Origin of the sequence: Salmonella sp. 741265055_HSA (assembly GCF_046569525.1) — a bacterium.
Taxonomy (GTDB): Bacteria; Pseudomonadota; Gammaproteobacteria; order Enterobacterales; family Enterobacteriaceae; genus Salmonella; species Salmonella enterica.
The window spans coordinates 19,211-45,058 of sequence record NZ_JBKFSQ010000005.1 but is presented as its reverse complement, the minus strand read 5'-3'; the positions used below and the strand labels follow the sequence as shown (position 1 = coordinate 45,058).

General features: G+C 52.9%; 24 protein-coding genes and 1 other RNA gene. 19 read left to right on the top strand and 6 right to left on the bottom strand.

The features are described from left to right. Positions 1-76: 76 nt before the first annotated feature. The 9 genes from bolA to fadM all read left to right on the top strand — a co-directional run bounded on the left by bolA (position 77) and on the right by fadM (position 10,640). Positions 77-394 (top strand): transcriptional regulator BolA, encoded by a 318-nt coding sequence (bolA, locus tag ACLD4K_RS04235; RefSeq protein WP_000973433.1) that lies wholly within the window; start codon positions 77-79, stop codon positions 392-394. Positions 395-740: 346 nt separating this feature from the next. Next, positions 741-2,039, top strand: coding sequence for a trigger factor (gene tig / locus ACLD4K_RS04230; protein WP_001198403.1), 1,299 nt, complete (start codon positions 741-743; stop codon positions 2,037-2,039). 246 nt (positions 2,040-2,285) lie between these two features. Further along, positions 2,286-2,909 carry an ATP-dependent Clp endopeptidase proteolytic subunit ClpP gene (clpP, locus tag ACLD4K_RS04225; protein WP_000122257.1) on the top strand — a complete coding sequence of 208 codons (624 nt, stop codon included), beginning with the start codon at positions 2,286-2,288 and terminating at the stop codon, positions 2,907-2,909. A 250-nt stretch (positions 2,910-3,159) separates the two neighbouring features. Beyond that, positions 3,160-4,431: an ATP-dependent protease ATP-binding subunit ClpX gene (clpX, locus tag ACLD4K_RS04220; RefSeq protein WP_023178539.1), complete on the top strand. Its 1,272-nt coding sequence runs from the start codon at positions 3,160-3,162 to the stop codon at positions 4,429-4,431. A gap of 185 nt (positions 4,432-4,616) precedes the next feature. Continuing rightward, positions 4,617-6,971 carry an endopeptidase La gene (gene lon / locus ACLD4K_RS04215; RefSeq protein ID WP_001067723.1) on the top strand — a complete coding sequence of 785 codons (2,355 nt, stop codon included), beginning with the start codon at positions 4,617-4,619 and terminating at the stop codon, positions 6,969-6,971. 190 nt (positions 6,972-7,161) lie between these two features. Then, on the top strand, positions 7,162-7,452 hold the full coding sequence (hupB, locus tag ACLD4K_RS04210) for a nucleoid-associated protein HU-beta (protein WP_254888479.1): 291 nt from the start codon (positions 7,162-7,164) through the stop codon (positions 7,450-7,452). Positions 7,453-7,742: 290 nt separating this feature from the next. Further along, positions 7,743-9,614, top strand: a complete 1,872-nt coding sequence (gene ppiD / locus ACLD4K_RS04205) for a peptidylprolyl isomerase (RefSeq protein WP_108638321.1) — start codon at positions 7,743-7,745, stop codon at positions 9,612-9,614. Positions 9,615-9,763: 149 nt separating this feature from the next. Next, entirely contained in the window at positions 9,764-10,138 is a 375-nt protein-coding gene (locus ACLD4K_RS04200) for a helix-hairpin-helix domain-containing protein (protein ID WP_108638320.1), read from the top strand. 103 nt (positions 10,139-10,241) lie between these two features. Beyond that, positions 10,242-10,640, top strand: a complete 399-nt coding sequence (gene fadM, locus ACLD4K_RS04195; protein ID WP_001194543.1) for a long-chain acyl-CoA thioesterase FadM — start codon at positions 10,242-10,244, stop codon at positions 10,638-10,640. Positions 10,641-10,719: 79 nt separating this feature from the next. Here fadM and queC read toward each other — a convergent pair whose 3' ends face one another. Next, positions 10,720-11,415: a 7-cyano-7-deazaguanine synthase QueC gene (queC, locus tag ACLD4K_RS04190; protein ID WP_080208067.1), complete on the bottom strand. Its 696-nt coding sequence runs from the start codon at positions 11,413-11,415 to the stop codon at positions 10,720-10,722. Positions 11,416-11,479: 64 nt separating this feature from the next. Then, positions 11,480-13,180: an SgrR family transcriptional regulator gene (locus ACLD4K_RS04185; RefSeq protein WP_411011431.1), complete on the bottom strand. Its 1,701-nt coding sequence runs from the start codon at positions 13,178-13,180 to the stop codon at positions 11,480-11,482. Between the two features lie 100 nt (positions 13,181-13,280). Between ACLD4K_RS04185 and cof the strand changes: the two genes are divergently transcribed. Further along, positions 13,281-14,099 carry an HMP-PP phosphatase gene (gene cof, locus ACLD4K_RS04180; protein WP_000113040.1) on the top strand — a complete coding sequence of 273 codons (819 nt, stop codon included), beginning with the start codon at positions 13,281-13,283 and terminating at the stop codon, positions 14,097-14,099. A gap of 49 nt (positions 14,100-14,148) precedes the next feature. Here cof and cdsH read toward each other — a convergent pair whose 3' ends face one another. Further along, positions 14,149-15,204: a cysteine desulfhydrase gene (cdsH, locus tag ACLD4K_RS04175; RefSeq protein WP_000987849.1), complete on the bottom strand. Its 1,056-nt coding sequence runs from the start codon at positions 15,202-15,204 to the stop codon at positions 14,149-14,151. Between the two features lie 112 nt (positions 15,205-15,316). Between cdsH and decR the strand changes: the two genes are divergently transcribed. The 5 genes from decR (at position 15,317) to amtB (ending at position 21,231) form a co-directional block, all read left to right on the top strand. Next, positions 15,317-15,775: a DNA-binding transcriptional regulator DecR gene (gene decR, locus ACLD4K_RS04170; RefSeq protein WP_411011430.1), complete on the top strand. Its 459-nt coding sequence runs from the start codon at positions 15,317-15,319 to the stop codon at positions 15,773-15,775. Between the two features lie 40 nt (positions 15,776-15,815). Next, the gene (locus ACLD4K_RS04165) at positions 15,816-17,588 is read left to right on the top strand and encodes a SmdA family multidrug ABC transporter permease/ATP-binding protein (protein WP_001235560.1); all 1,773 of its coding nucleotides are present in this window, start codon (positions 15,816-15,818) and stop codon (positions 17,586-17,588) included. Further along, entirely contained in the window at positions 17,581-19,362 is a 1,782-nt protein-coding gene (locus ACLD4K_RS04160) for a SmdB family multidrug efflux ABC transporter permease/ATP-binding protein (RefSeq protein ID WP_001256074.1), read from the top strand. The genes ACLD4K_RS04165 and ACLD4K_RS04160 overlap by 8 nt, the downstream gene beginning before the upstream one ends. Before the next feature lie 212 nt (positions 19,363-19,574). Next, complete coding sequence (gene glnK, locus ACLD4K_RS04155) at positions 19,575-19,913, top strand: P-II family nitrogen regulator (protein WP_000780341.1); 339 nt, start codon at positions 19,575-19,577, stop codon at positions 19,911-19,913. Between the two features lie 31 nt (positions 19,914-19,944). Beyond that, complete coding sequence (amtB, locus tag ACLD4K_RS04150) at positions 19,945-21,231, top strand: ammonium transporter AmtB (RefSeq protein ID WP_000684912.1); 1,287 nt, start codon at positions 19,945-19,947, stop codon at positions 21,229-21,231. A gap of 97 nt (positions 21,232-21,328) precedes the next feature. Here amtB and tesB read toward each other — a convergent pair whose 3' ends face one another. After that, entirely contained in the window at positions 21,329-22,189 is an 861-nt protein-coding gene (tesB, locus tag ACLD4K_RS04145) for an acyl-CoA thioesterase II (RefSeq protein ID WP_000084176.1), read from the bottom strand. Positions 22,190-22,403: 214 nt separating this feature from the next. On the opposite strand from tesB, the gene ACLD4K_RS04140 reads away from it, so the two are divergent. Beyond that, positions 22,404-22,973 carry a YbaY family lipoprotein gene (locus ACLD4K_RS04140; RefSeq protein WP_000779801.1) on the top strand — a complete coding sequence of 190 codons (570 nt, stop codon included), beginning with the start codon at positions 22,404-22,406 and terminating at the stop codon, positions 22,971-22,973. 32 nt (positions 22,974-23,005) lie between these two features. Here the strand turns inward: ACLD4K_RS04140 and ACLD4K_RS04135 are convergent, their stop codons facing one another. Then, positions 23,006-23,395, bottom strand: coding sequence for an MGMT family protein (locus tag ACLD4K_RS04135; RefSeq protein ID WP_000961285.1), 390 nt, complete (start codon positions 23,393-23,395; stop codon positions 23,006-23,008). Between the two features lie 84 nt (positions 23,396-23,479). On the opposite strand from ACLD4K_RS04135, the gene ffs reads away from it, so the two are divergent. Further along, positions 23,480-23,576, top strand: an RNA gene (gene ffs / locus ACLD4K_RS04130) — signal recognition particle sRNA small type. Positions 23,577-23,625: 49 nt separating this feature from the next. On the opposite strand, the gene ACLD4K_RS04125 is transcribed toward ffs, so the two are convergent. After that, a complete protein-coding gene (locus tag ACLD4K_RS04125; protein ID WP_411011429.1) occupies positions 23,626-25,176 on the bottom strand; it encodes an EAL domain-containing protein in 1,551 nt (516 codons plus the stop codon). 224 nt (positions 25,177-25,400) lie between these two features. On the opposite strand from ACLD4K_RS04125, the gene ACLD4K_RS04120 reads away from it, so the two are divergent. After that, complete coding sequence (locus ACLD4K_RS04120; RefSeq protein WP_411011428.1) at positions 25,401-25,664, top strand: type B 50S ribosomal protein L31; 264 nt, start codon at positions 25,401-25,403, stop codon at positions 25,662-25,664. Position 25,665: 1 nt separating this feature from the next. Next, entirely contained in the window at positions 25,666-25,806 is a 141-nt protein-coding gene (gene ykgO, locus ACLD4K_RS04115; RefSeq protein WP_001197749.1) for a type B 50S ribosomal protein L36, read from the top strand. Positions 25,807-25,848: the final 42 nt, after the last annotated feature.

Genomic DNA, 25,848 nt, shown 5'->3' with positions numbered 1-25,848 from the left:
GCTGTAATGGAAACGGTAAAAGCGGCTAGTATTTAAAGGGATGGGTGACATCACAGCGTTGTCGGAGGAGATTTTCATGATGATACGTGAGCAAATAGAAGAAAAATTAAGGACAGCGTTCGACCCCGTGTTTCTCGAAGTTGTGGATGAAAGCTATCGTCACAATGTTCCTGCAGGATCGGAAAGCCATTTTAAGGTCGTGTTGGTGAGCGATCGCTTTACAGGCGAACGTTTTCTTAATCGTCATCGGATGATTTACGGTACGTTAACGGCGGAACTTTCCACAACCGTACATGCGCTGGCACTGCATACTTATACCCTCAAAGAGTGGGAAGGGTTGCAGGATACTATCTTCGCGTCGCCTCCTTGTCGCGGCGCGGGAAGCATCGCGTAGCAAAACGGATTTGCAACTACCTCCGCTTTTCCAGTATGTTGCTACAGAATTATGTTAAAACGGCCTGCGGGCCGTTTTGTTTTGTCTGAATTTTGAGCGTGTCGTACAGTATTCAGACAAAAATTAGCCGAGAATTGTGAAAACCGCCGCAGCATCGCACAATCACCGTTCTCGACTCACAAAAGTGATGCCGCTATAATGCGCCGTCTTATATACGAACGTCTTCGGGATGATTCTGACGACAGGGAATGTGATTGATTATGAGAACATCCCGGTTCCGCGAAGCAAATAGCACGTGCTTGCGGAGTAGAGTTGACCGAGCACTGTGATTTTTTGAGGTAACAAGATGCAAGTTTCAGTTGAAACCACTCAGGGCCTTGGCCGCCGTGTAACGATTACAATCGCTGCTGACAGCATCGAGACCGCTGTAAAAAGCGAGCTGGTCAACGTAGCGAAAAAAGTACGTATTGACGGCTTCCGTAAAGGCAAAGTACCGATGAATATCGTCGCTCAGCGTTATGGCGCTTCTGTTCGCCAGGACGTGCTGGGCGATCTGATGAGCCGCAACTTCGTTGACGCGATCATCAAAGAAAAAATTAACCCGGCAGGCGCGCCGAACTATGTTCCGGGCGAATACAAAGTGGGTGAAGACTTCACTTACTCCGTCGAGTTTGAAGTCTATCCGGAAGTTGAGCTGACCGGCCTCGAGTCCATCGAAGTTGAAAAACCGGTTGTTGAAGTCACCGACGCTGACGTTGATGTGATGCTGGACACCCTGCGTAAGCAGCAGGCGACCTGGAAAGAAAAAGACGGCGCTGCTGATGCGGAAGACCGCGTGACCATCGACTTCACCGGCTCTGTAGACGGCGAAGAGTTCGAAGGCGGCAAAGCGACCGATTTCGTTCTGGCGATGGGCCAGGGTCGTATGATTCCGGGCTTTGAAGACGGCGTTAAAGGCCACAAAGCTGGCGAAGAGTTCACTATCGATGTGACTTTCCCGGAAGAGTACCACGCTGAAAACCTGAAAGGTAAAGCGGCTAAGTTCGTTATCAACCTGAAGAAAGTTGAAGAACGCGAACTGCCGGAACTGACCGAAGAATTCATCAAACGTTTCGGCGTTGAAGATGGTTCCGTAGCCGGTCTGCGCGCTGAAGTACGTAAAAACATGGAACGCGAGCTGAAAGGCGCGGTGCGTAACCGCGTTAAGTCTCAGGCGATCGAAGGTCTGGTAAAAGCTAACGACATCGACGTACCGGCTGCGCTGATCGACAGCGAAATCGACGTTCTGCGTCGTCAGGCTGCGCAGCGTTTTGGTGGTAACGAGAAACAGGCTCTGGAGCTGCCGCGCGAACTGTTCGAAGAACAGGCTAAGCGTCGTGTAGTTGTCGGTCTGCTGCTCGGCGAAGTCATTCGTACCAACGAGCTGAAAGCGGACGAAGAACGCGTTAAAGGCCTGATCGAAGAGATGGCGTCTGCTTACGAAGATCCGAAAGAAGTGATTGAGTTCTACAGCAAAAATAAAGAGCTGATGGACAATATGCGTAACGTCGCTCTGGAAGAACAGGCTGTTGAAGCGGTTCTGGCAAAAGCGAAAGTGTCTGAAAAAGCCACTTCCTTCAATGAGCTGATGAACCAGCAGGCGTAATTTTTCGCGTTAAAAGCACGAAATTTGCACAAAAACCCGTCACCTTTCAGTGACGGGTTTTTTTTGTCACGCATTTTGCATGGTAAGGGTGCGAAAACCGCGTTTCAGTGTTAGCGTTAGAGCAAAAGATTGTTATGCTTGAATTATGGCGATGCCGTACCCATTACAGAGGGACTGGCTGATAATCCGTCCATCAGGTTACAATCAGTACAGCAGATTTTTTCAATTTTTATCCAGGAGACGGAAATGTCATACAGCGGAGAACGAGATAATTTGGCCCCTCATATGGCGCTGGTGCCGATGGTCATTGAACAGACCTCACGCGGTGAGCGCTCTTTTGATATCTATTCTCGTCTACTTAAGGAACGCGTCATATTTCTGACCGGCCAGGTCGAAGACCATATGGCTAACTTGATCGTGGCGCAGATGCTGTTCCTGGAAGCGGAAAACCCGGAAAAAGATATCTATCTGTACATTAATTCTCCTGGCGGCGTAATTACTGCGGGGATGTCCATCTATGACACCATGCAGTTTATTAAGCCAGACGTCAGCACCATTTGTATGGGACAGGCGGCCTCTATGGGGGCGTTTCTGCTGACTGCCGGGGCGAAAGGCAAACGTTTCTGCTTGCCGAACTCTCGCGTCATGATCCACCAGCCGCTGGGCGGTTACCAGGGCCAGGCGACGGATATTGAAATTCACGCCCGCGAAATTCTGAAAGTAAAAGGGCGCATGAATGAACTTATGGCGCACCATACGGGTCAATCTCTTGAGCAGATTGAACGTGATACTGAGCGCGATCGCTTCCTCTCCGCGCCTGAAGCGGTAGAGTACGGTTTGGTTGACTCAATTTTGACCCATCGTAATTGATGCCCTGGACGCAAGTGTGCCGCTATACACTTCATCCTTCACGCTACCTCGGTGTTGGCTGCCAGCGTGCCTCCCGGTGACTTACTTATGTAAGCGCTGCGGAGTCGCTGAGTTGCCGCCTTGATGTAGCTCGAATGATTTTGTGTATATACTAATGAAGGGCGGCACAACGCTGATTAGCGGCTTGCGCCTGAGAATGGCATTTGCGTCGTCGTGTGCGGCACAAAGAACAAAGAAGAGGTTTTGACTCATGACAGATAAACGCAAAGATGGCTCGGGCAAATTGTTGTACTGCTCTTTTTGCGGCAAAAGCCAGCATGAAGTGCGCAAGCTGATTGCCGGTCCATCCGTGTATATCTGCGACGAATGCGTCGATTTATGTAACGACATTATTCGCGAAGAAATTAAAGAAGTTGCTCCGCACCGTGAACGTAGTGCGCTGCCGACGCCGCATGAAATTCGTACTCACCTGGACGATTACGTTATCGGCCAGGAGCAGGCGAAAAAAGTGCTGGCGGTGGCGGTCTATAACCACTACAAGCGTCTGCGTAACGGCGATACCAGCAATGGCGTCGAGTTAGGCAAAAGCAACATTCTGCTGATTGGACCGACCGGTTCCGGTAAAACGCTGCTGGCGGAAACGCTGGCGCGCTTGCTGGATGTGCCGTTCACTATGGCGGATGCGACCACGCTGACCGAAGCGGGTTACGTGGGTGAAGACGTCGAGAATATCATTCAGAAACTGTTGCAGAAATGCGACTACGACGTGCAAAAAGCGCAGCGTGGGATTGTCTACATTGATGAAATCGATAAGATTTCGCGTAAATCAGACAATCCGTCCATTACCCGCGACGTTTCCGGCGAAGGCGTACAGCAGGCGTTGCTGAAACTGATCGAAGGCACCGTCGCCGCGGTTCCACCGCAGGGCGGTCGCAAACATCCGCAGCAGGAGTTCTTACAGGTAGATACCTCTAAGATTCTGTTTATCTGCGGCGGCGCGTTTGCCGGTCTGGATAAAGTGATCGCTAACCGTGTTGAAACCGGCTCCGGCATTGGTTTTGGCGCGACGGTGAAAGCGAAATCCGACAAAGCCAGCGAAGGCGAGTTGTTGTCGCAGGTTGAACCGGAAGATTTGATCAAATTTGGTCTGATTCCTGAGTTTATCGGTCGTCTGCCAGTGGTGGCGACGCTGAACGAACTCAGCGAAGAAGCGCTTATTCAAATCCTGAAAGAGCCGAAAAATGCGCTGACCAAGCAGTATCAGGCGCTGTTTAACCTGGAAGGCGTCGATCTGGAATTCCGTGACGAAGCGCTGGACGCTATCGCCAGGAAAGCAATGGCGCGTAAAACCGGCGCCCGTGGTCTGCGTTCTATCGTCGAAGCGGCGCTGCTGGATACCATGTACGATTTGCCATCTATGGAAGACGTCGAAAAAGTGGTGATCGACGAGTCCGTTATTGACGGTCAGAGTAAGCCGTTGCTGATTTACGGCAAACCGGAAGCGCAGGCTTCTGGCGAATAATTAAACATTCATACAATCAGTTAGCCAAAAAAGGGGGGATTTTATCTCCCCTTTCGTTTTTCCTGTAAACACGCCGTTGAATGTGTGGGAAACATCCCCATATACTGACGTACATGTTATAGGTGGTATGGAGCACAGCTATACTATCTGATTACCTGGCGGACACTAAACTAAGAGAGAGCTCTATGAATCCTGAGCGTTCTGAACGCATTGAAATCCCCGTATTGCCGTTGCGCGATGTGGTGGTTTATCCGCACATGGTCATACCCTTATTTGTAGGGCGGGAAAAATCTATCCGTTGTCTGGAAGCGGCTATGGACCATGATAAAAAAATCATGCTAGTCGCCCAGAAGGAAGCATCAACGGATGAGCCGGGTGTAAACGATCTTTTCACCGTCGGGACCGTGGCCTCTATTTTGCAGATGTTGAAACTGCCTGACGGCACCGTAAAAGTGCTGGTCGAGGGGTTACAGCGTGCGCGTATTTCTGCGCTGTCTGACAACGGCGAACATTTCTCCGCAAAGGCGGAGTACCTTGATTCGCCAGCCATTGATGAGCGAGAACAAGAAGTGCTGGTGCGTACCGCTATCAGCCAGTTCGAAGGCTACATCAAGCTGAACAAAAAAATTCCGCCGGAAGTGCTGACGTCTCTCAATAGCATTGACGACCCCGCACGTCTGGCTGACACCATCGCCGCGCATATGCCGCTGAAACTGGCGGATAAACAGTCCGTACTGGAGATGTCCGACGTTAACGAACGTCTGGAATATCTGATGGCGATGATGGAATCTGAAATCGATCTGCTGCAGGTTGAGAAACGCATTCGCAACCGCGTGAAAAAGCAGATGGAGAAATCCCAGCGCGAGTACTATCTGAACGAGCAAATGAAAGCGATTCAGAAAGAACTTGGCGAGATGGACGACGCGCCGGACGAAAACGAAGCGCTGAAGCGTAAAATCGACGCGGCGAAAATGCCGAAAGAGGCGAAAGAGAAAGCGGAAGCGGAACTGCAGAAGCTGAAAATGATGTCTCCGATGTCGGCGGAAGCGACCGTGGTGCGCGGCTACATCGACTGGATGGTGCAGGTGCCGTGGAATGCGCGTAGCAAGGTCAAAAAAGACCTGCGTCAGGCGCAGGAAATCCTCGATACTGACCATTATGGTCTGGAGCGCGTGAAAGACCGCATCCTTGAGTATCTCGCGGTACAAAGCCGTGTAAATAAAATCAAGGGGCCGATCCTGTGTCTGGTGGGACCGCCGGGGGTAGGTAAAACCTCGTTGGGCCAGTCCATCGCTAAAGCAACAGGGCGTAAATACATCCGTATGGCGCTGGGCGGCGTGCGTGATGAAGCGGAAATCCGCGGTCATCGCCGGACTTACATTGGCTCTATGCCGGGTAAACTGATCCAAAAAATGGCCAAAGTGGGGGTTAAAAACCCACTGTTCCTGCTCGATGAGATCGACAAAATGTCCTCGGACATGCGCGGCGATCCGGCTTCCGCACTGCTGGAAGTGCTGGATCCAGAGCAGAACGTGGCGTTCAGCGATCATTACCTGGAAGTGGATTACGATCTCAGCGATGTGATGTTCGTCGCCACCTCCAACTCCATGAACATTCCGGCGCCGCTGCTGGATCGTATGGAAGTAATCCGTCTGTCCGGTTATACCGAAGACGAGAAGCTGAATATTGCTAAACGTCACCTGCTGCCGAAGCAGATCGAGCGTAACGCGCTGAAGAAAGGCGAACTGACGGTCGACGATAGCGCGATTATCGGTATTATCCGCTATTACACGCGTGAAGCGGGTGTACGTAGCCTGGAGCGTGAAATCTCCAAACTGTGCCGCAAAGCGGTTAAACAACTGTTGCTCGATAAGTCGTTAAAACATATCGAAATTAACGGCGATAATCTGCACGACTACCTCGGTGTGCAGCGCTTTGATTATGGCCGCGCGGATAGCGAAAACCGCGTAGGTCAGGTGACGGGGCTGGCGTGGACGGAAGTGGGCGGCGATCTGTTGACCATCGAAACCGCCTGCGTACCGGGCAAAGGCAAGTTGACCTACACCGGCTCGCTCGGTGAAGTGATGCAGGAGTCTATTCAGGCGGCGCTGACTGTGGTGCGCGCGCGCGCGGAAAAACTGGGTATTAATCCGGACTTTTACGAAAAACGCGATATCCACGTTCACGTGCCGGAAGGCGCAACGCCGAAAGATGGTCCAAGCGCCGGTATCGCGATGTGTACCGCGCTGGTTTCCTGCCTGACCGGTAATCCGGTGCGCGCAGATGTGGCAATGACCGGTGAGATCACCCTGCGTGGTCAGGTGTTGCCGATCGGCGGCCTGAAAGAAAAACTGTTGGCGGCGCATCGCGGCGGGATTAAAACGGTCTTAATTCCATTCGAGAATAAACGTGACCTGGAGGAAATTCCGGACAACGTGATTGCCGATCTGGATATTCATCCTGTGAAGCGCATTGAGGAAGTTCTGACGCTTGCTCTGCAAAACGAACCGTCTGGAATGCAGGTTGTAACCGCAAAATAGTGACCCCGCGCAAATAGCGCTAATAAAAACAGGGCTGGCAGGCTATTTCGGACTTGCCAGCCTTTTTTTGTATAGCTAATTTAGATGGTTGATTGGGTCTGCCACCATTAACGGGTGTTGTAAGGGCGTGGCAGGCCTGATATAACTGCTGCGCGGTCGTACTTCGAAGGATTCAGGTGCGATATAAATTATAAAGAGGAAGAGAAGAGTGAATAAATCTCAACTGATCGAAAAAATTGCTGCAGGGGCTGATATCTCTAAGGCTGCGGCTGGACGTGCGTTAGATGCGATTATTGCTTCTGTTACCGAATCTCTGAAAGAAGGGGATGACGTTGCACTGGTAGGCTTTGGTACTTTCGCTGTTAAAGAGCGTGCTGCCCGTACTGGTCGCAACCCGCAAACAGGTAAAGAGATCACCATCGCCGCTGCCAAAGTGCCGAGTTTCCGTGCAGGTAAAGCGCTGAAAGACGCGGTAAACTAAGCGTGATCCCCTTGGGGGATGTGAAAAAGTACAAGGGCGCATCAACTGATGTGCCTTTTTTATTGACGATTCGGGACTTTCTGTGCGTTGCGGGCTGACAATTGCCCTCGTTTCTTGTCACAATAGGCTTTTGCGCGCCGCGTTCAGAAAATGCGATGCGCGTGAAGTCTCTATACGCAAATCATTCAGGTTGCGTCGACGCGGCAACTGAGCGAATCACTCGGTTGCCAGCAGAGAAGCTGCCTGAAAGATAAAGTGTAAAGTCACCTACAGCGGAGTGTGGTTACACCATGATGGACAGCTTACGCACGGCTGCAAACAGTCTCGTGCTCAAGATTATTTTCGTTATCATTATCGTGTCGTTCATTTTGACCGGCGTTAGTGGTTACCTGATTGGCGGAAGCAATAACTACGCCGCAAAAGTGAATGGCCAGGAAATCAGCCGGGCACAGTTTGAGAATGCGTTTAATAACGAACGTAACCGTATGCAGCAGCAGTTGGGCGACAGGTATTCTGAACTGGCGGCCAACGAAGGTTATATGAAAAGCCTGCGCCAGCAGGTGCTGAATCGTCTGATAGATGAAGCGCTGTTGGATCAATATTCCCGCGAACTGAAACTGGGCATCAGCGATGAGCAGGTAAAGCAGGCGATTTTCGCCACTCCCGCTTTTCAGGTGGACGGTAAGTTTGACAACAACCGCTATAACGCGATTGTGAATCAGATGGGAATGACGGCCGATCAGTACGCTCAGGCGCTGCGTAACCAGCTTACCACTCAGCAACTGATCAACGGCGTGGCCGGCACTGATTTTATGCTGAAAGGGGAAACCGACGAACTGGCGGCATTAGTCTCTCAACAGCGCGTGGTGCGTGAAGCCGTTATTGATGTCAACGCGCTGGCGGCGAAGCAGCAGGTGACCGATCAGGAAGTGTCCAGCTACTACGATCAGAATAAAGCCCGCTTTATGACGCCGGAACAGTTCCGCGTAAGCTATATCAAGCTGGATGCTGCGACGATGCAGGCACCGGTCAGCGATGCGGATATTCAGGCCTATTATGACCAGCATGTAGATCAGTTTACTCAGCCGGAGCGCATTCGTTACAGCATTATTCAGACCAAAACGGAAGATGATGCGAAAGCGGTACTGGATGCGCTGAACAAGGGCGAAGATTTCGCCACGCTGGCGAAAGAGAAATCTACCGATATCATCTCTGCGCGTAATGGCGGCGATATGGGCTGGCTGGAAGAGTCTGCCACGGTGCCGGAACTGAAAAACGCCGGGTTAAAAGAAAAAGGCCAGATATCTGGCGTGATTAAGTCGTCTGTCGGTTTTCTGGTGGCGCGTCTGGATGATGTTCAGCCTGCCAAAGTGAAACCGTTAAGCGAGGTTCGCGACGACATTGCCGCGAAAGTGAAACAAGAAAAAGCGCTGGATGCTTACTATGCGTTGCAGCAGAAAGTGAGCGATGCGGCAAGCAACGACAATGAGTCGTTAACAGGCGCTGAACAGGTCGCTGGCGTAAAAACGGTTGAAACCGGCTGGTTTAGTCATGACACCTTACCGGAAGAGCTGAACTTCAAACCGGTAGCCGATGCTATCTTTAATGGCGGTCTGGTGGGCGAAAATGGTACGCCGGGGCCGAATTCAGACATTATCACCGTAGATGGCGACCGGGCTTTTGTTGTGCGCGTGAGCGAACATAAACCTGAAGCCGTGAAGCCGTTGGCAGAAGTGAAAGAACAGGTCACTGCCCTGGTGAAGCATAACAAAGCGGAACAACAGGCGAAGCTGGATGCGGAAAAACTGCTGGTCGAGCTGAAAGCGGGCAAAGGCGCGGAAGCGATGAAAGCGGCGGGTCTGAGTTTTGGCGAGCCTAAAACGTTAAGTCGTACCAGTCAGGATCCGGTGAGTCAGGCGGCCTTTGCGTTAAGCCTTCCGACGAAAGATAAGCCAGTTTATGGCGTGGCGAACGATATGCAGGGTAACGTTGTTCTGCTGGCGTTTGACGAGGTGAAAGCGGGCGCCATGCCGGACGCGCAGAAAAAAGCGATGGTGCAGGGCATCACGCAGAACAATGCGCAAATTGTCTTTGAGGCGCTGATGAGCAATCTGCGTAAAGAAGCGAAAATCAAAATCGGCGACGCTCTGGAACAGCAGTAATCGTCGAGGCGCTTCGCAAAAAATTGCAAAATGTTGTATCCCACAAAGGCCGCTTTCGCGGCCTTTTCCATTTCTGAGAATTGCCGTTTGTTCGTTTTTCTCCACCCCGCTATCGTGGCTGCACTGTTAACAAACAAGGAGAAAACAGTATGAAACACGGAATTAAAGCACTGCTTATTACACTTTCTTTAACCTGCACGGGCATGGCCCATAGCGCGCTGGCGGCGACGCCTGTCGCAAAAAATGCAGCGGTGGAAACAAAAGCGGATACGCCTTCTTCATCCTCCGCCAAAGCGGCATTACCTGCTAAAGCCAGCGATGATGAAGGTACCAGGGTGAGCATTAATACCGCGTCTGCGGAGGATCTGGCGCGGGTGATGAACGGCGTTGGGCTGAAAAAAGCGCAGGCTATTGTGAGCTATCGGGAGGAGTATGGTCCTTTTAAGACGGTGGATGATTTAAAGCAGGTGCCGGGAATGGGAAGCGCGCTGGTGGAGCGTAATCTGGCAGTTTTAACATTGTAATCACTTGCACAGTGGCCAAAATTTGCCAGACTGTAGAGGTCATACCAGTTATGACCTCTGTACTTGTCGTTTACTTATAACAACAACGTAAGGTTATTGCGCTATGCAAACACAAATCAAAGTTCGTGGATATCATCTTGATGTTTATCAACATGTTAATAATGCCCGCTATCTGGAGTTTCTGGAAGAGGCCCGTTGGGATGGGCTGGAAAACAGCGACAGCTTTCAGTGGATGACGGCCCGCAATATTGCCTTTGTGGTGGTAAACATCAATATAAATTACCGTCGCCCGGCGGTATTGAGCGATCTACTGACCGTGACCAGCCAGGTACAACAGCTTAACGGTAAAAGCGGCGTATTAAGCCAGACGATTACGCTGGAGCCAGAAGGGCAGGTGGTGGCCGATGCGCTCATCACGTTTGTTTGTATTGATTTAAAAACGCAAAAAGCGCTGCCGCTGGAAGGCGAATTGCGTGAAAAGCTGGAACAGATGGTGCAATAACGCCTCGCTGTCTGATGGCGTTGAACTTGTCCGGCCTGGCGATATTGACCATGGTGAATATCGCCATCCGGCAAAACAATCACATTAACCCGGTTTTTTGCTTCATTGCCGCCATCACCGCCGCTTTATTCGACAGATAATGATTCAGGCCGTTAGCGCGCAGATTACAGGCCGCGCAATGACCACAGCCATCGCCTTTAATGCCGTTATAGCAGGTCAGCGTCTCCTCGCGAACCAAATCCAGTTGACCCCAATAATCGGCCAGCGCCCAGGTTTCAGCTTTATCAATCCACATTAAGGGCGTTTCGAAACGGATATCTTTCGCCATGCCCAGATTCACCGCGTGATTCAGCGCTTTGACGAACTCATCGCGACAGTCTGGGTAGCCGGAAAAATCGGTCTCGCAAACGCCGGTGATCACCGCTTCGGCTTTGACCTGATAAGCGTAAATCGCCGCCAGCGTCAGAAAGAGAATATTGCGTCCCGGTACGAAAGTATTGGGGATACCGTCCGCGTTCGGTTCATAGTCCGGCACCGGAATGCTATCCCGCGTCAGGCTACTGACCGCCAGTTCGTTCAGCAAAGTGACATCCAGCACTTTATGCGCGCGTGCGCCAAGTTTTAACGCCAGTGCGCGCGCGACATCAATCTCTGCGCGGTGGCGCTGACCATAATCAAACGTGACACAATGCACTTCATCATACTGATGCCGCGCTTGCGCCAGACAAGTGGTGGAGTCCTGACCTCCACTAAATACAACAACGGCGCGTTTCATAGTTATCCTGATCAATGACGTAAACCAATATGGTAACGCGTACGGATAATCCCGACCAGCTCCTTCACGGCGAAGGCGGCGGAAGCCAGGCTTCGCTAAATTCAAACCAGCCGCGAGGGGTGAGTCGAACGCCGTTAACGCCCGGTGGGGCGCTGATGCGATAGTGATAATTAAACAGCGGCGTAAGTGTGGCGTCATCCATCAGGTTGGCAAAAACTTGTTGTAGCGCGGCGCGGCGATCCTTTTCATTGGACTGAATTTGCAGAGCGTCAAGCGTAGCCTGCAGATGGGAAAACGCAGGCGCGTCCAGGACATGCGGCCAGATCTGATCGCAACGTAGCCACTGCTCCAGCGTATATTCCGGCGCTTCGCCGATCAGCCTGTCGCCCATCATCAGATCCGCTTGCGCCAACGCAGGGCAGTTATCCCAGTTTTTGGCATTATGAAAAATCAACGTTAACTCACAACCGAGCGTCGCCAGGTAATGTCGAAGCTGTTCCGCCATCGTATGCAGCTCTACGGGAAGGTGGTACGCCAGGGTAAGTTTTTTCGGTAATGGCGTTTCATCAACATCCTGCCATTGTGGGATTGTCCAGCCGGGTAGCAGCCCCTGACTTGGCGTAATCAAGTTCTCATCTACCGGCAAGGTTTTCAGCAGCGAAGTATGATGGATAATATGCATCAGACGCCGCGCCTGCTGTACGTTGAGCCGTGAGCCCTTTTTGAGGGTTAAATAACAAAAGCCAAGACTGATACCACTACTTACCTGACTCAGCGTCGCCAGCTCTTCCGGTTTGCCGATGGCAATCTGCACCGGATGGCGGCAACTGGTGCCCAGATCCTGGGCAAACAGTTGCGGGGTGATCCAGAATTCAATCGCTTTCAGCAGCGGATGGCTGAGGTGGTAATGATCATGACTTTCCAGACGCACCAGTTCCGGCGTGAACAACGCCAGGCGAAAAGGACCGGTGCCGATAAGCGGCAGGTCAGGATGCGCCAGACCGCTACAATAGCTCGCCAGACGATGCGCCAGCCAGTAATCAGGTCGGTGAAGGAGAAAGGTCAGGCACTGAGGATGCGTTACTTCGATCCGTGCGACGCTAATAAACAATTTGCTTAGCGTGGGTAGGGTAAGCAGCCTTTCCAGGCGTTCGTGTAGCTGCGCGGTATCCACCGCATCGCCATTATGCCAGTGCAGCGTGGAGCGAATATAAAAATCCCAGCGTAAACCGTCGGCGGAAACCTCCCAGTGATGCGCCAAATCCCCGCAAGGATATTGACTGTCGCGGTCGAAGCGCGTTAACCCGGAAAAAACTTGCCCTGCGAGATGCTGTTCCGCGCGTCCTGGCAGGAAACCCGGTTGCAGCGGATCAAGCGGACGATAGTAGGGAATACGCAATGTCGGCGTATCGTTTTGCCATTGGCCGCCCATAAAAGGCTGGAGCATCGCCCGTAACTCGCCAGGCGCCAGTTGCGCCAGTTCCAGTACGTTGAGCTGCTGCCCTTTTTCCAGCGCCTGTTCCATCATGGCGGTGCGGAGCGATTCCGGCGTGACCAGAAACTGGAGTCGTCCACGTTTCCCGCGCCCGGACTGCGCCTCCCATCTTAGCCAACCCGCCTGCTGGGCCTGACGCAGCAGCGTTCGCAGATGGCGCTCGCTACAAAAACAGCGTTCGGCCAGTTCGCTAACGGTGACATGCTGCGTTTCCCCGGCGGAAGGCTGCCAGAGACGTTGATATTGATTAAGCCGATTCAGTAGCCTCATAGAAACCCGGAACACTTCCTTTTATCTGTTCACTATTACTTCCGTATATCTCAGGTAATACTGAACAACAAGTTAACCGCGTCACAGTGTGGAGAAAGAGATGGCCCGTCTGGCAGCATTTGATATGGATGGCACGTTATTAATGCCCGATCACCATTTGGGTAGAGAAACGATCGCCACGCTGTCGCGTCTGCGCGAACGCGATATCACCCTGACATTCGCTACGGGTCGTCATGTGCTGGAGATGCGGCATATTCTGGGGACGCTTTCACTGGATGCTTATCTTATTACCGGTAACGGGACGCGAATTCACTCGCTGGAAGGCGACGTGCTGCATCGTCAGGATCTCGATCCTCAGGTTGCCGATACGGTGATGCATCATGCCTGGGATACCCGAGCCAGTATGCATGTGTTTAATGACAACGGCTGGTTTACAGGCCAGGAGATCCCCGCGCTACTCCAGGCGCACGTCTACAGCGGCTTTCGTTATCAGGTTATCGATATAAAAAGCATTCCGGCCCATCAGGTGACGAAGATCTGTTTTTGCGGCGATCATGACGATCTGATCCGTTTGCGCATTCAGCTCAATGAGGCGCTGGAAGAACGCGCTCATCTCTGTTTCTCTGCCGTCGACTGCCTGGAAGTGCTACCGCTGGGGTGCAATAAAGGATCGGCGCTGGCGGTATTGAGCAACCATTTAGGGCTTTCACTGGCAGATTGCATGGCGTTTGGCGACGCGATGAACGATCGGGAAATGCTGGGCAGCGTCGGGCGGGGGCTCATTATGGGCAATGCCATGCCGCAGCTTATCGCCGCGCTGCCACACCTTTCGGTTATCGGACATTGTGGTAATCAAGCGGTATCACACTTTTTGACGCATTGGCTGGACAATCCGCATCTACCTTATTCCCCCGAATGAGAGATCTCTTCCAGCAAGCCAGACATTCAGTCTGGCTTTTTTTTGGTTTCTAGTCGCCGGTAAGTAATTTTGCGATGGCCGCTGACCACGGCGTCAAATCGCCGATATGGTCGCTAACCCAGGCCGGATGGTAATAGGTATCCAGATAGCGATCGCCGCTATCGCACAATAACGTCACGATAGCGCCGGTTTCTCCAGCCTCGCGCATCCGGGCCGCAAGCTGCAGCGCTCCCCACATATTCGTGCCGGTAGAGGCGCCGACTTTACGGCCTAGCTGCGTTTCCAGCCAGTGTGCGGTGGCAACGCTGGCGGCGTCCGGCACGCGCAGCATCTCATCCACGACATCCGGAATAAAAGAAGGCTCTACTCGCGGACGACCAATTCCTTCAATTTTACTGCCCACCGGGCTGCGTAATGAAGCGTCGCGATCCTGCCAGTAAGGTAAAAAGACGGAATTTTCCGGATCCACCACCATGAGCTGAGTATCATAGCCCTGGCAGCGAATATAGCGCCCAATCGTCGCAGAGGTTCCGCCCGTTCCGGCGCTCATGACGATAAATCGCGGTACCGGATGGGGTTCGTTGCGCATCTGGCGGAAAATACTGTCGGCAATATTATTGTTGCCCCGCCAGTCGGTAGCTCGTTCTGCGTAGGTAAACTGGTCCATATAGTGACCGTTCAGTTCATGCGCCAGCCGCTCGGAGGCGGCATAAATTTCGCAGGCGCTCTCCACAAAATGACAGTGGCCGCCGTAAAATTGAATCTGTTCGATTTTACGTTTTGCGGTACAGGCGGGCATGACGGCGATGAACGGCAGTCCCAGTAAACGCGCGAACCAGGCTTCGGAAATCGCCGTTGAGCCTGATGACGCTTCAATAATCGGAGTGCCTTCTTTAATCCAGCCATTGCACAGCCCATAAAGGAACAGCGAGCGCGCCAGACGATGCTTGAGGCTACCGGTGGGATGCGTGCTTTCGTCTTTCAGGTAAAGCTGGATACCTGGAAAAGCCGACAGGGGCAAACGAATAAGATGCGTATCCGCCGAGCGCTGGTGGTCAGCGTTAATTTCATTAATGGCATTTTTAACCCAATTGCTACTCATCATTAATATCCATTTATCATTTTGTGCCAAGAGTAGCGAAAAGTACGGAAAAAATTGTTGCTATTTGACCTTTAAATTACAATGTAAGGAGAAAAATATTCTCTGTGGAGTGGGTATGTTAGATAAAATTGACCGTAAACTGCTTTGCTTATTGCAGCAGGACTGTACCCTCTCTTTGCAGGCGCTGGCGGATGCCGTTAATCTGACGACAACGCCTTGCTGGAAGCGGCTTAAACGCCTCGAAGATGACGGTGTCCTGCTTGGCAGGGTCGCGCTGCTGGACCCGGAAAAACTGGGTCTGGGATTAACCGCTTTTGTGTTGATAAAAACGCAGCACCACAGCAGTGAATGGTACTGTCGGTTCGTGACCGTCGTCTCTGAGATGCCGGAAGTGCTTGGCTTCTGGCGAATGGCGGGGGAATACGACTATCTGATGCGAGTTCAGGTGGCCGACATGAAGCGGTATGACGACTTCTATAAACGTCTGGTCAATAGCGTCCCAGGACTGTCAGACGTCACCTCCAGTTTTGCGATGGAACAGATTAAGTACACCACCTCTCTGCCCATTGAATAATTCTCCCGGTATTGCCGGAAATCATATCAGGAAATAACGCGTGCGATTATTTGCTCAATTAAGCTGGTACTTTCGCCGGGAATGGCGTCGCTATCTTGGCGCGGTGGCCCTGCTTATGCTTATTGCGATGCTTCAGCTGATCCCGCCCAAAGTGGTGGGGATTGTCGTGGATGGCGTAACCGCACAGCATTTTACTCCAGGCCGAATAGCGATGTGGATTGGCACCATTGCCCTGATCGCCGTAGTGGTCTATTTGTTGCGCTATGTCTGGCGCGTGCTGCTATTTGGCGCTTCTTATCAATTAGCCGTCGAACTGCGTGAAGATTATTATCGCCAGCTGAGTCGTCAGCATCCTGAATTTTATCAGCGCCATCGGACGGGCGATCTTATCGCGCGCGCGACGAATGATGTGGATCGCGTCGTATTTGCAGCGGGCGAGGGCGTTCTGACGCTGGTTGACTCGCTGGTAATGGGCTGCGCGGTACTGATTGTCATGTCGACGCAAATTAGCTGGCAGCTAACGCTATTAGCGCTGTTGCCGATGCCGATTATGGCGCTGATGATCAAACGTTACGGCGATCGGCTGCATGATTATTTCAAACTGGCGCAGGCCGCCTTCTCCAGCCTGAACGACCGCACGCAGGAGAGTCTGACCAGCATCCGCATGATCAAAGCGTTTGGTCTGGAGGACCGCCAGTCTTCGCTGTTTGCGGCGGATGCCGAAGATACCGGCAAGAAAAATATGCGCGTGGCGCGTATTGACGCGCGTTTTGATCCAACCATTTACATCGCCATTGGCATGGCGAACCTGCTCGCGATTAGCGGCGGAAGCTGGATGGTGGTTAACGGCAGCCTGACGCTGGGCGAACTCACCAGCTTTATGATGTATCTGGGGTTGATGATTTGGCCGATGCTGGCGCTGGCCTGGATGTTTAATATCGTAGAGCGGGGTAGCGCCGCATACAGCCGCATCCGCGCCATGCTGGCGGAAGCGCCGGTAGTTAAGGATGGCGAAGAGCCGGTCCCGGCGGGGCGCGGCGAACTGACGGCGGCCATTCGTGAGTTTTGCTATCCGCAAACGACGCATCCGGCGCTGGAGAATGTGAACTTTCGTCTTAAACCGGGTCAGATGCTGGGGATATGCGGTCCGACCGGCGCGGGGAAAAGCACAATCTTGTCGCTTATCCAGCGCCATTTTGATGTGACGCAGGGAGAGATCCGATTCCATGACATGCCGTTGACGCATCTGCAACTGGATAGCTGGCGTAGCCGACTGGCGGTCGTCAGCCAGACGCCGTTTTTGTTCTCGGACTCTATTGCCAATAATATTGCACTCGGACGCCCGGAGGCGACTCAGGAGGAGATTGAACAGGTGGCGCGTTTGGCCAGCGTACATGAGGATATTCTCCGTTTGCCTCAGGGCTACGACACGCAGGTAGGTGAACGTGGCGTCATGTTATCGGGAGGGCAAAAACAGCGTATCTCGATTGCCAGAGCGCTACTGTTAAATGCGGAAATTCTGCTTCTCGATGATGCGCTCTCAGCAGTAGATGGCCGCACGGAGCATCAGATTTTGCATAATTTGCGCCAGTGGGGCGAAGGGCGTACGGTCATCATCAGCGCGCATCGTTTATCCGCGCTGACCGACGCCAATGAAATTATCGTTATGCAACATGGTCATGTTGTTCAGCGTGGCGATCACGATCAACTGGCGCAGCAGATTGGCTGGTATCGCGATATGTATCGCTATCAGCAACTGGAGGCCGCTCTGGATGACGCCCCGGAACGCGGCGAGGAGGCGGTGAATGCGTAGTTTTGGACAGCTATGGCCGACGCTGAAACGGTTGCTGGCGTATGGCTCGCCATGGCGAAAACCGCTCTCTGTCGCGGTGATGATGCTGTGGATTGCGGCGGCGGCGGAGGTTAGCGGTCCGCTGTTGATCAGCTATTTCATTGATAACATGGTGGCCCGCCACCATTTACCGTTGGGCAAGGTCGCGGGGCTGGCGGCCGCCTATGTGGGGCTACAGTTTCTGGCGGCGGGTCTGCATTACGCCCAGTCTTTATTATTTAACCGGGCGGCCGTTGGCGTAGTTCAGTCCTTGCGCACGGACGTCATGGATGCCGCCTTGCGCCAGCCGCTAAGCGCCTTCGACACGCAGCCTGTCGGACAATTAATTTCACGCGTGACCAACGATACGGAAGTCATCCGCGATCTGTACGTCACGGTCGTCGCAACGGTATTACGTAGCGCGGCGTTGATCGGCGCCATGCTGGTCGCTATGTTCAGCCTTGACTGGCGGATGGCGCTGGTGGCGATTTTGATTTTTCCGGCGGTATTGACCGTGATGATCATTTATCAGCGCTACAGCACGCCGATTGTACGCCGCGTGCGGGCATACCTGGCGGATATTAACGACGGCTTTAACGAAATCATCAACGGGATGAGCGTAATCCAGCAGTTTCGCCAGCAGGCGCGCTTCGGCGAACGCATGGGCGAGGCCAGCCGCTCGCACTACATGGCGCGGATGCAGACGCTGCGCTTGGATGGCTTTTTATTGCGTCCGCTGCTTAGCCTCTTTTCCGCGCTCATTTTATGCGGTCTGTTGATGCTTTTCAGCTTTACGTCTGCCGGCACGATTGAGGTCGGGGTGCTGTATGCGTTCATTAGCTATTTGTCACGTCTGAACGAGCCGCTCATTGAACTGACCACCCAGCAATCCATGCTACAGCAGGCGGTGGTGGCGGGAGAGCGTGTTTTTGAACTGATGGATCGCCCGCGCCAGCGCTATGGCAGCGACGACAGACCGTTGCAAAGCGGGGCGATTGATATTGATCATCTGTCGTTTGCTTACCGCGACGATAATCTTGTTTTACAGGACATTACGCTATCAGTACCGTCCCGTAGCTTTGTGGCGCTGGTGGGGCACACCGGCAGCGGGAAGAGCACGCTCGCCAGCTTATTAATGGGGTATTACCCCCTGACACAAGGCGAAATTCGGCTGGATGGGCGAGAGATCTCTTCTCTTAATCATCGCGTTTTACGCCAGGGCGTGGCGATGGTTCAACAGGACCCGGTAGTGATGGCGGATACTTTTCTGGCTAATGTGACGCTGGGGCGCGATGTCTCCGAGGCGCAGGTGTGGCAAGCGCTGGAAACGGTACAACTGGCAGACCTGGCGCGCGGCCTGAGCGACGGACTGCATACGCATCTCGGCGAGCAGGGAAATACGCTGTCCGTCGGGCAAAAACAGCTATTGGCGCTGGCGCGCGTGCTGGTTGACGCCCCGCAAATATTAATTCTTGATGAAGCGACGGCCAGCATCGATTCCGGCACTGAACAGGCGATACAGCAGGCGCTGGCGGCGATTCGCGAGCGCACCACGCTGGTGGTTATTGCCCATCGGCTATCGACAATCGTGGAGGCGGATACCATTCTGGTTCTCCATCGCGGCCAGGCGGTGGAGCGCGGGACGCATCAACAATTGCTGGCGGCGCAAGGGCGCTACTGGCAAATGTATCAATTACAGTTAGTTGGCGAGGAGTTAGCCGCCAGCGTACACGAAGAACCCGGCCCTGCGGCGTAAGGTTTGGCGCCACAGGGCAAATCCTTGCCCATCATGCACCGTCGTGGTGCGTTTTTCTTTCCCTGCTTCGATTTTGGGGCGCGTCAATATAAAGACGCGCCGCTAACCGCGCTTTTCATCGCTAGCCAGCTTCTGGCACATCCTTTGCAATATCCATTCTGAAAAGTCCATGCGCGGCGGCAGCCGTTACCTAATTCTGACTGGAGGGTTCTATGAAGCTGGTTACCGTGATTATCAAACCGTTCAAGCTGGAGGATGTGCGGGAGGCGCTTTCTTCCATTGGCATTCAGGGACTGACCGTCACCGAAGTGAAAGGGTTTGGCCGTCAGAAAGGACACGCCGAACTGTATCGCGGCGCGGAGTACAGCGTGAATTTCCTGCCGAAGGTCAAAATTGATGTGGCTATCGCCGACGACCAACTGGAAGAGGTGATCGATATCATCAGTAAAGCGGCTTACACCGGAAAAATTGGCGACGGCAAAATTTTCGTCGCGGAGCTCATGCGCGTTATTCGGATTCGTACCGGCGAAGCTGACGAAGCAGCGCTGTAAGACCCGCCACACAGCAACAGGAAATGAAAAAATGAAGATAGCGATGATAAAAACCACACTGGCTTCACTGGCGCTGCTGCCTGGGCTAACGATAGCCGCGCCGGCGGTTGCCGATAAAGCGGATAGTGCTTTTATGATGATTTGCACCGCGCTGGTGCTGTTCATGACGATACCAGGTATCGCGCTGTTTTACGGCGGATTAATTCGCGCCAAGAACGTGCTGTCAATGTTAACGCAAGTGACCGTCACCTTTGCGCTGGTCTGTATTTTATGGGTGGTGTACGGCTATTCGCTGGCTTTTGGCGAAGGGAATCATTTCTTCGGTAATGCCGATGGGGCGATGTTGAAGAATATCGCGTTGACGGCGGTAACGGGGACGATTTATCAGTATATTCATGTCGCGTTTCAGGGATCTTTCGCCTGTATTACCGTCGGGCTGATTGTCGGCGCGCTGGCGGAGCGTATTCGTTTTTCGGCGGTACTGATTTTTGTCGTGGTGTGGTTCACGCTCTCTTATATCCCGATTGCGCACATGGTGTGGGGCGGCGGCCTGCTGGCTGCTCACGGCGCGCTGGATTTTGCCGGTGGTACGGTGGTGCATATTAACGCCGCTATCGCCGGGCTGGTGGGGGCTTATTTAATTGGCAAACGCGTCGGCTTTGGGAAAGAAGCATTTAAACCCCATAACCTGCCGATGGTATTTACCGGTACTGCGATTCTGTATATCGGCTGGTTTGGATTTAACGCGGGTTCTGCTGGTAGCGCAAACGAGATAGCAGCGCTGGCCTTTGTGAACACCGTGGTGGCGACCGCCGCCGCGATTCTGGGGTGGATTATCGGCGAGTGGACGCTACGCGGTAAGCCTTCCCTGCTGGGAGCGTGCTCCGGCGCGATTGCCGGTCTGGTCGGCGTGACGCCAGCCTGTGGCTATGTTGGCGTTGGCGGCGCGCTGGTTATCGGCGTTATTGCGGGTCTGGCGGGATTGTGGGGAGTCACCATGCTTAAACGTCTGTTACGGGTAGATGATCCGTGCGACGTATTTGGCGTTCACGGCGTTTGCGGAATAGTCGGCTGTATCCTGACCGGCGTTTTTGCCGCCAGTTCGCTGGGCGGCGTTGGCTTTGTCGACGGCGTTACGATGGGACATCAGGTGATGGTACAGCTGGAAAGTATTGCTATTACGGTCGTCTGGTCCGGCGTTGTCGCGTTTGTTGGTTACAAACTGGCGGATATCCTTGTTGGACTGCGTGTACCGGAAGAGCAGGAGCGCGAGGGGCTGGATGTGAACAGTCACGGCGAGAATGCGTATAACGCGTGATTGCGTAACATGCCTGATGGCGCTGCGCTTACCCAGTCTACCGTAGGCCGGATAAGCGCAGCGTCATCAGGCCATTAACGCCGCATAGCGGCATGTTTTAATTGTGATTACGCATTACCCCTTCCTGCACGGTTGAAGCGACCAGCGCGCCATCCTGAGTATAAAACTCGCCGCGAACAAAGCCCCGGGCGCTGGAGGCGGAAGTGCTCTCCACGCTATAAAGTAGCCATTCATTAAAATTGAACGGACGATGGAACCACATAGAGTGATCGATAGTGGCGATCTGAATGCCCTTTTCCAGAAAACCGATGCCGTGAGGCTGAAGCGCGACGGGAAGGAAATTCAGATCCGAGGCGTATCCCAGTAAATATTGATGGACGCGAATGTCATCCGGAACGGTGCCGTTGGCGCGAATCCATACCTGACGCACAGGCGCGGCGACGTGACCTTTCAACGGATTGTGAAATTCGACGGGACGAATTTCCAGAGGGCGATCGCAGAGAAACTTTTCTTTCAGAATCGGCGGCAGTAAATGCGCCAGCGATTGCGCGATTTCCGTTTCTGACGGTAGTCCTTCCGGCCCGACTGCCGTCGGCATGGTTTTTTGATGTTCAAAACCCGGTTCCGGCGCCTGGAATGAGGCGGTCATGTAAAAGATGGGTTTTCCGTTCTGAATAGCGGCAACGCGGCGGGCGCTGAAGCTATTCCCATCGCGCAGCACTTCTACGTCATAGATAATGGGTTTTTGGCTATCGCCTGGCCGCAGAAAATAACTGTGGAATGAATGCACCAGTCGTGCTTCCGGCACCGTTTCTTTGGCGGCATAGAGCGCCTGGCCCACCACCTGACCGCCAAATACCTGGCGCAGCCCTAAGTCTTCACTTTGGCCCCGAAAGAGTCCTTCTTCAATTTTTTCCAGATTCAATAATGTCAGCAAATTATTCAGTGTCTGACTCATACATACTCTCCAGGTGACAACGATGCCGAAGCGAGGTAGGGCAGAGTATAACGCAATTTTGCAAGTGGTCCGATGGGTACAAAAGTCTGAATAACAGACCAATTCCAGGCAAAAATGAGTGACATGTGCCACACTTAATCACGTTATGTTTCTGTTAACCACTCTTCCGGCGGGGGGAAAGGCCTGCTGGTGCATTGATGATAAGGAGAATTGAATGAAACTCGTGCACATCGTAAGTGGTTTAGCGGTTGCGATATCTCTGGCGGCCTGCGCTGATAAAAGCGCTGATATCCAGACGCCTGCGCCAAACCCTAACATGTCGATTACAGCTAACCAGTCTACTATTCAGCAACCCAATGTTTCCGGTACCGTCTGGATCCGCCAGAAGGTCGCTCTGCCGCCAGATGCGGTGCTGACCGTGACGCTTTCAGATGCTTCGCTGGCTGATGCGCCGTCTAAGGTGCTGTCGCAAAAAGCGGTACGTACCGAAGGTAAACAGGCGCCTTTCAGTTTTGTGTTGCCGTTTAACCCATCAGATATTCAACCTAACGCGCGTATTCTCCTGAGCGCGGCCATCACCGTTGACAATAAGCTGGTATTTATTACCGATAGCGTGAAACCGGTGATTAACAATGGCGGCACTAAAGCGGATCTGACGCTGGTACCGGTACAGCAAACGGCGGTGCCTGTGCAGGCCGGCGGTGGTGCGACGACGACGGTTCCATCGACTTCGCCGACCCAGGTCAATCCGTCTTCTGCCGTTCCTGCGCCTACCCAGTATTAATCCTGCGCCAACCCTCTCCGTTACGGAGAGGGTTAATACACCCAGCGATAGCGTTGTAAATCGATTTGTCCGCTTCCCGACACCACCACGCCTTCCGCCAGTAATGCCTGACGTTGCCGCTGTAGATCCGGCCCGGTAAGTGATATTGCGCCGTGGCGGTTCACCACCCGATGCCATGGTAAAGTGCTGCCTTCCGGCAGACGTTTTAAAACTCCGCCGACCTGACGCGCCGCCCGAGGCGAACCGGCAAGCCGGGCGACATCACCGTAGGTCGTGACAAATCCTTCCGGGATCGAGGCGACGATTTGCCAGACGCGTTGAGGAAAAGTGTCCTGAATATCCATAATAGAATCCTGCGTTAATGCTTCAGGATAATCTGGAATAAGGGGGGAGGAAAGCCCGGATGCGCAAGAAACCAGCATCCGATGCCTGATGGGTTGCAATTGCACGATATAGCAGTGATAATGCGCCTGCGCGTTGGTTCACAACGCTCTCAATGGGGGCTCTGTTGGTTCTCCCGCAACGCTACTCTGTTTACCAGGTCAGGTCCGGAAGGAAGCAGCCAAGGCAGATGACGCGTGTGCCGGGATGTAGCTGGCAGGGCCCCCACCCATTTGAGCCTCTCCACACTGTTCTTTTCTGCTGTGCGACGTTATAGCCGCTGTTCCGCCCAAAGAATAAATGCCGTAGCGGGTAGGGGCTTACTGTATAACCAGCCCTGACCATAATGTACGCCATGCTGGCGTAGCCACTGCTCTTGCCTGGTCGTTTCGATGCCTTCTGCGACCATCTTGAGTTTGAGCGTTTTCGCCATTTCAATAATATGCGGCGTGACGTTTTTATATTCCAGCGCATCGACAAAAGATTTATCAATTTTAAGGACATCCACATCCAGATTTTGTAAGTAGTTGAGGCTGGAATAGCCGGTGCCAAAGTCATCAATATAAACTGAATGTCCCGCGTTACGGTATCTGGCGACAATGGGCGCGCTGGTTTTCGGATCGGCGAACTCGCGTTCCGTTAACTCAAGCGCGATTTGCGACGGAGAAATTTGGCTACGGTTCAGCAGCGTGCTTAACAGCGCCGGCAGCGTTTCCGACGCCAGATCGGATGCCTCAAGATTGATTGAAATATGTTGTTCGGGATGGGACTTTAACCAACTCCCCATGTCTTCAAAAACGGTTTCGATGATTAGCCGGGTTAGCGGCTCCGTGAGCCCGGTTTGTTCTGCCAGCGCGATAAAAATTTCCGGCGAAAGGAAGGTGCCGTCCGCCTGTTGCCAGCGAGCTAAGGCTTCGGCACCGACAATTTTTCCGCTGATCAGGGAGATAATAGGCTGATAGTGTACGTTAATTTCGCGATTGTCTATCGCATCCTGGAGACGGTGGCGGGGCGACTGTAGCCGACGCAAAATACGCAGAATAAAGGCCGCAGCCAGCAGACCCGTTACGATGCCCGCCGGTAGCCAGATAAACGCTTGTCGATACCAGCTCCTTTCCAGCGGAGCGGTCGGTGCCCAGCTTACGATAGTAATGCCCATTTCCGGAAAAGGGTGAATAGCATACTGAATGCCTCGGTTTTCCAGCCGCAGGGGCGTCTCATGTTGAATGAGCGGAAGAATAGCGGGGTCAAGGTTACCGCTGCTGGCAACCACAGTATTGCGTTCCCGGCCAATAATAGCGACGTCAATCGGCCATGCGCCAAACGGAATTACATCGATAAAGGACGCCGGGTCGATCATCACGATATAGCTGTCGCTCCCGAGTGCCGCCATATAGCGTTTTATACCCAGATCGTTTTGCGCCGTAAACCAGGCGCGATAACCGTCGCGAGTGATTTTCATGGGCGGAGGGAACGCGGGAATATGGCTCTCTTTTTCAAGTGAGGAGCAAACGGGAATCGAATTTTTAAGGTACAGAACTTCCTGGACATACCGAAAGCTATAAGACACGCGGCGCATGGCGAGTAAATGGGCGCTGCTGCAGGGCTCGCCTTTAAAGGAGGCAATATGCGTTAACGCGGCTTTTGCCTGGTCACTGACCCTTTCTGTACGTAGCGCCACCCGGGACGAGAAGATATCCAGCTCTTCGTTAAACCTTTTTTCAACTTGACGGTGCGCCAGCCACAGGCTCAATCCTATCGGGAAAAGGACAGACAGGATAAGCACTCCCGTTACCAGGCTGACCAGATGTCGTGTTGTCACAGTGATGTCCTTATAAACACAGCGTAGAGAAAGTATATCCGATCGTAAATCGCGCCCTCGAATGATAAAGCTATTTTATCGATTTTACAGATACAGGGGCCAGACTAACGCGTTACGCCACGTTGCTTTTGCCGCCAGGAAGAGATCGTGAATGTTTACCGGTTGAAAAAGGAGCGTTGATAGCGTATTTTATTGTTATGTTATAACATAATCGAGAGGGCGCAATGAAACCTGATATTCATCCTGTATACCGCACCGTCGTATTTCACGACACCAGCGCAAATGAATATGTGAAAGTGGGATCAACTATCAAAACTGAACGTGAAATCGAACTGGACGGCGTGACATATCCGTATGTCACTATTGATGTGTCATCAAAATCGCATCCTTTTTATACCGGTAAACAGAAAACGTTTGATAGCGAAAGTAGCGCCGCACGCTTCCAGAAACGTTTCGGTCATTTTATCGGCGCTAAAAGGGGTAAATGAAATGCAGGTGTTAAACTCACTTCGCAATGCAAAACAACGGCATCCGGATTGCCAGATAGTCAAACGCAAAGGACGCTTATACGTGATTTGTAAAACAAATCCGCGTTTTAAGGCGGTTCAGGGGCGTAAAAAAAGACGTTAAAAAAACAACAGTTCAGGGAAAGCAGTGCGTACCAGGGAGGGT

What these genes read in the sequence shown, in the direction of transcription:
- ACLD4K_RS04120 (WP_411011428.1), top strand. Translation starts at nt 25,401, where the DNA reads ATGAAACCTGATATTCATCCTGTATACCGCACCGTCGTATTTCACGAC.
- cof (WP_000113040.1), top strand. Translation starts at nt 13,281, where the DNA reads ATGGCCCGTCTGGCAGCATTTGATATGGATGGCACGTTATTAATGCCC.
- clpP (WP_000122257.1), top strand. Translation starts at nt 2,286, where the DNA reads ATGTCATACAGCGGAGAACGAGATAATTTGGCCCCTCATATGGCGCTG.
- ACLD4K_RS04200 (WP_108638320.1), top strand. Translation starts at nt 9,764, where the DNA reads ATGAAACACGGAATTAAAGCACTGCTTATTACACTTTCTTTAACCTGC.
- fadM (WP_001194543.1), top strand. Translation starts at nt 10,242, where the DNA reads ATGCAAACACAAATCAAAGTTCGTGGATATCATCTTGATGTTTATCAA.
- ykgO (WP_001197749.1), top strand. Translation starts at nt 25,666, where the DNA reads ATGCAGGTGTTAAACTCACTTCGCAATGCAAAACAACGGCATCCGGAT.
- queC (WP_080208067.1), bottom strand. Translation starts at nt 11,415, where the DNA reads ATGAAACGCGCCGTTGTTGTATTTAGTGGAGGTCAGGACTCCACCACT.
- clpX (WP_023178539.1), top strand. Translation starts at nt 3,160, where the DNA reads ATGACAGATAAACGCAAAGATGGCTCGGGCAAATTGTTGTACTGCTCT.
- ppiD (WP_108638321.1), top strand. Translation starts at nt 7,743, where the DNA reads ATGATGGACAGCTTACGCACGGCTGCAAACAGTCTCGTGCTCAAGATT.
- glnK (WP_000780341.1), top strand. Translation starts at nt 19,575, where the DNA reads ATGAAGCTGGTTACCGTGATTATCAAACCGTTCAAGCTGGAGGATGTG.
- cdsH (WP_000987849.1), bottom strand. Translation starts at nt 15,204, where the DNA reads ATGATGAGTAGCAATTGGGTTAAAAATGCCATTAATGAAATTAACGCT.
- lon (WP_001067723.1), top strand. Translation starts at nt 4,617, where the DNA reads ATGAATCCTGAGCGTTCTGAACGCATTGAAATCCCCGTATTGCCGTTG.
- tesB (WP_000084176.1), bottom strand. Translation starts at nt 22,189, where the DNA reads ATGAGTCAGACACTGAATAATTTGCTGACATTATTGAATCTGGAAAAA.
- tig (WP_001198403.1), top strand. Translation starts at nt 741, where the DNA reads ATGCAAGTTTCAGTTGAAACCACTCAGGGCCTTGGCCGCCGTGTAACG.
- ACLD4K_RS04140 (WP_000779801.1), top strand. Translation starts at nt 22,404, where the DNA reads ATGAAACTCGTGCACATCGTAAGTGGTTTAGCGGTTGCGATATCTCTG.
- decR (WP_411011430.1), top strand. Translation starts at nt 15,317, where the DNA reads ATGTTAGATAAAATTGACCGTAAACTGCTTTGCTTATTGCAGCAGGAC.
- ACLD4K_RS04185 (WP_411011431.1), bottom strand. Translation starts at nt 13,180, where the DNA reads ATGAGGCTACTGAATCGGCTTAATCAATATCAACGTCTCTGGCAGCCT.
- amtB (WP_000684912.1), top strand. Translation starts at nt 19,945, where the DNA reads ATGAAGATAGCGATGATAAAAACCACACTGGCTTCACTGGCGCTGCTG.
- ACLD4K_RS04135 (WP_000961285.1), bottom strand. Translation starts at nt 23,395, where the DNA reads ATGCTGGTTTCTTGCGCATCCGGGCTTTCCTCCCCCCTTATTCCAGAT.
- bolA (WP_000973433.1), top strand. Translation starts at nt 77, where the DNA reads ATGATGATACGTGAGCAAATAGAAGAAAAATTAAGGACAGCGTTCGAC.
- ACLD4K_RS04160 (WP_001256074.1), top strand. Translation starts at nt 17,581, where the DNA reads ATGCGTAGTTTTGGACAGCTATGGCCGACGCTGAAACGGTTGCTGGCG.